The organism is Pseudoalteromonas sp. S3178 (assembly GCF_005886985.1).
In the GTDB taxonomy this organism is placed as follows: domain Bacteria; phylum Pseudomonadota; class Gammaproteobacteria; order Enterobacterales; family Alteromonadaceae; genus Pseudoalteromonas; species Pseudoalteromonas carrageenovora.
Window position 1 is genome coordinate 1 of record NZ_PNCW01000131.1, and the last position, 2,625, is coordinate 2,625.

Annotated in this window: 2 protein-coding genes; one reads left to right on the forward strand and one right to left on the reverse strand. The window is 42.9% G+C overall.

Annotated features, from left to right (window positions below):
• Positions 1-517 (forward strand): aminotransferase class IV (locus CWC11_RS20310; RefSeq protein ID WP_171038467.1); only part of this gene is annotated, 517 nt, incomplete at its 5' end.
• Between the two features lie 80 nt (positions 518-597).
• Here the strand turns inward: CWC11_RS20310 and CWC11_RS20315 are convergent.
• Positions 598-2,625: TonB-dependent receptor plug domain-containing protein (locus CWC11_RS20315; RefSeq protein WP_138684138.1), on the reverse strand; the 2,028-nt coding region annotated here is incomplete at its 5' end.

A 2,625-nucleotide genomic window follows, 5' to 3' on the forward strand; every position in this document is an offset into this window, starting at 1 on the left:
AGAAGAAGACGGCATGCGCTGCGCACCTCATATGGGTATGGTTAAAAGTGGTGGTAACTACGCCAGTGCGTTAGCCCCAATTAGTGCTGCACGTGAAAAGTATCAAGCAGATCAAATTTTATTTTGCCCAGGTGGCGATGTACAAGAAACCGGCGCAGCTAACTTTATTTTAATTGATGGCAACGAAATTATTACTAAAGCGCTTGATAGCACGTTTTTACATGGTGTAACGCGTAATAGTATTTTAACCATAGCCAAAGATTTAGGTATGACAGTAAGCGAGCGTAACTTTAGTGTTACTGAGCTACTAGAGCGCGCAGCTAAACCAGGTACAGAGGCTGCACTTTCGGGCACTGCTGCGGTACTTACTGCTGTGGGTACGTTTATTCATAACGATAAAGAATACAAAGTAGGTACTGGCGAGCCAGGCCCAACTACAGCACGCTTACGCCAAGCATTGAACGATATTCAATGGGGCAGAAGCGAAGATAAGCACGGTTGGTTAACTAAAATCTAATTGATTTTATAAGCTTACATTAAAAAGCCACCGATTAGGTGGCTTTTGTATTTTTAAGTATTTTAAATGATTTGGTACAGTTAAAACTTCATTTCTATTTTGCCGTACACGTAGCGTCCGTTAAATCCATACGGTGAGAAGCTAGAGTAAGCAAATAAACGTGAGAAGGTTGTTAGCTCTTCAACGTTTTCTCGTGTTGCATCTGGGTATACATCAAAAATGTTATTTGCACCTACGCTCAACGATACGTTATTGGTAAGCGCGTAACCGATGTCTAAGTCGGTGATCCATTTTGGTTTTAGCACTTCATTTAGTTCAGCCGTAGATGATGGATCTTGGGTTTCGCCGTAACGGGTTGTTCTAAGCGTGGTACGAATATCATCGTTAGTCCACGTAGCACTTAAATTGTATTTGTTACGGGGTGTACTTACCTCAAAACGACGCAGCTCAGTGCCTGAGAATAAGTTGTCTTGATCGAATCCTGCGCCTTGTAGCTCTGCTGGTGGATCAATAATATTGGTCACTTCGTTTTTGCCGTAGTTGTAGCCTAAGTTAAAGGCAATATCGCCATAGCCATCGGTTGCTACATTGTACGAAGCAACTACATCAACACCACGTGTTTTACTATCAATCGCATTTAAGAAAAAACGACCTTGTGTTGCGCCAGTGCCTGCTAATAGCTCTTCAATTGCAGCGCCCGACAAATTGTTAGATAAAACAATACGGTCATCAATTAATATTTGATAGTAATCAACCGATAAGCTGAAGTTAAAGTCGGTAGACCACGTAAAGCCGACACCGTAGTTAGTGGCTTCTTCTGCATCAAGACCTGGTGAGCCAAGGGCTTGTGCTACATCGCTACTTGGGGCAAAGGTACCTGTTTCGGTTGGCTCGCCATCAACAAATACTGTTGCAACAGATGTAAAGTATTGCTGTTGTAATGAAGGCGCTCTAAAACCTGTTGATGCCGATGCACGAATGGCTAAATCTTCAGTGAGCGAATAACGTGTTGCAATTTTACCGTTGAGCGTATCACCAAAATCAGAGTAATCCTCGTAACGCGCTGCAACAGCTATGTTCCAATTATCTGTAAGGTAGGTTTCTAAATCTATGTAAAAGCTAACATTGTGGCGGCTGTTGTCACCTTCAGACTCTGGGGTAAAACCTGGAAATACTTGTGAGCCTGCAGCACCAAACGGGCCATCTTCACCAGTAACCTCACCACCTGGGCCAAATGTCCCTTGTGCGTATGACGCTTCTTCGCCTGCTTCAATTTCGTAACCTTCTGTACGATACTCTGCACCAAAAGCAACACTTACCGAGCTTTCTAAAAAGCTTACATCTACTTCGCGATTAAAATCTACGTTTAAAGTAAGCTGATCGTAAGTCAGGGTGCCGGCATCAAAGCTTGTTTGGCTAGTAGGGCCGTATGATGTATTTAAGCTATTTATAACACCAAATTCAAATGCATCTTGACCATACACTGCCGATACATCGTAATTCCATTCGCTTAAAAAACCTTTAACGCCAAGTGCTAATGAAAAGTCATTTATATCTGAGGTGATCACCGGTAAAAAACCGTCTGGGTAAATTTCTTCTATATTACGGCTGTCGCTTGCACGGCGATAAAACCCGCCGCCTTCACCTTCACGTTTAGAGTAAGAGCCAAATGAATAGAGTTCAGCATCGTTAGTGAGTTGTAGAGCTGAGTTATAAAACACAGAGAAATCTTCTACGTCACCATTACCAAAGTTATGATTGTAACGGTTTACGGTGAGTTCACGAGGGTCGAGTGAGCCATCATCTAAGCGATCGTAGTTTTCGCGTTGGTCGTAGTCTGAGCGGTTTGTAGAGTGGCGGTCGCGGTATTCAGTTGAGATGTTTAAAAAGCCATTTTCACCCAGTTCAAAACCCATATTACCTTGAAGTGTTAATGTTTGACCGTCTGTTAATGAGCGATCGCCGCCTTCGGTAAATGCTAAATTACCATCGCTACCCTCAGATACAGATTCAAGCTGAGGTACGCCGTCCATTTCGGTTACATTTGCGCCATAAATTGCAGCTACAGATCCGCCGCTACTTGCACTTTTAAGTACAATATTAATAAC